Source organism: Mycobacterium sp. NAZ190054 (genome assembly GCF_001545925.1).
Classification (GTDB): Bacteria; Actinomycetota; Actinomycetes; order Mycobacteriales; family Mycobacteriaceae; genus Mycobacterium.
This window is the reverse complement of the sequence record NZ_LMVQ01000487.1, coordinates 1-925: the sequence shown is the minus strand read 5'-3', so window position 1 is coordinate 925 and position 925 is coordinate 1. Positions and strand designations below refer to the sequence as shown.

The following is a 925-nucleotide window of genomic DNA, read 5'->3' as shown; positions in this document are numbered from 1 at the left end:
CAGGCTCATGCACCGTCTGGGCCGCATCCCACCGATCGAATACGAGCAGGTCTACTACGCTACAAACACAGCCCACCCATCGGCTGCACACCAATAACCGAGTGTGTATCAAACCCGGGGCGCTTCAGTCTGATTCCGCAGTCCATTCCGCACAGACGGGGGATGCTTCCAACAGGTAGCGCGTCGGATTTTTTGGATCCCCGGGTGGCGGGATGTTGCGAGGGGCGGGTGATGCGATGACATATGGCGCGCGCGCTTCAGCCGACCCGAACTGTATGGCAGAGCATATCCAGACCAGCGAATTTGATGTCCCCGTCGCAACTCGTGCGAGGTGGTCGTCAGCCGGCCTATAAGTTGGAATCCTGTCGGCGTATGCGCGCCAGTACGCGATGGACTGCTCGTACAACTCACGGATGACTCGATGCGGAGTTAGCTTAACGAGCGCGGTTGTCTGGTCGGCTGCCGAGCGCATTGCTGTGGCAATACCTGCGTACTGCTGACGTTCGCTAGTACTGCAGCCGTAGATCGGGGCTGACGGGGTTTCGGCGTGTCTGCGCTGGTCAGGGCGGTGACCGCGGCATTGTTCGGAGTTTGTGAAGACATCTGAAAACGCCGCGATCCCCGCGGTTGACAGCGTAGACCCTGACCGATGGCAAGCCGAGTTCTCCGCGGTGTTGGATCGCATCGCGCCGCGATTCACCCGGTATGAGCCGCTGCGTCATGCCGGTGAATTGATGACCGGCATGGTGGCGGGCCTGGACCGCAAGAATTGCTGGACCATCGCCGAGCACCGCGGCGCAGCCACCCCCGACGCGCTGCAGCATCTGTTGGCGCGAGCCAGCTGGGACGCCGACGAGGTGCGCGACGATCTGCGCGATTACGTGATCGACGCCTTCGGCGACCCGGAGGCGATCCTCGTCGTCGA

The 925-nt window shown here is 62.1% G+C and carries 1 protein-coding gene; it reads left to right on the top strand.

Annotation, left to right across the window (positions count from 1 at the left end; translation table 11 throughout):
• Window positions 1-734: 734 nt before the first annotated feature.
• On the top strand, window positions 735-925 hold a 191-nt coding region (locus tag ASJ79_RS24730; protein WP_369803761.1), incomplete at its 3' end, for a transposase.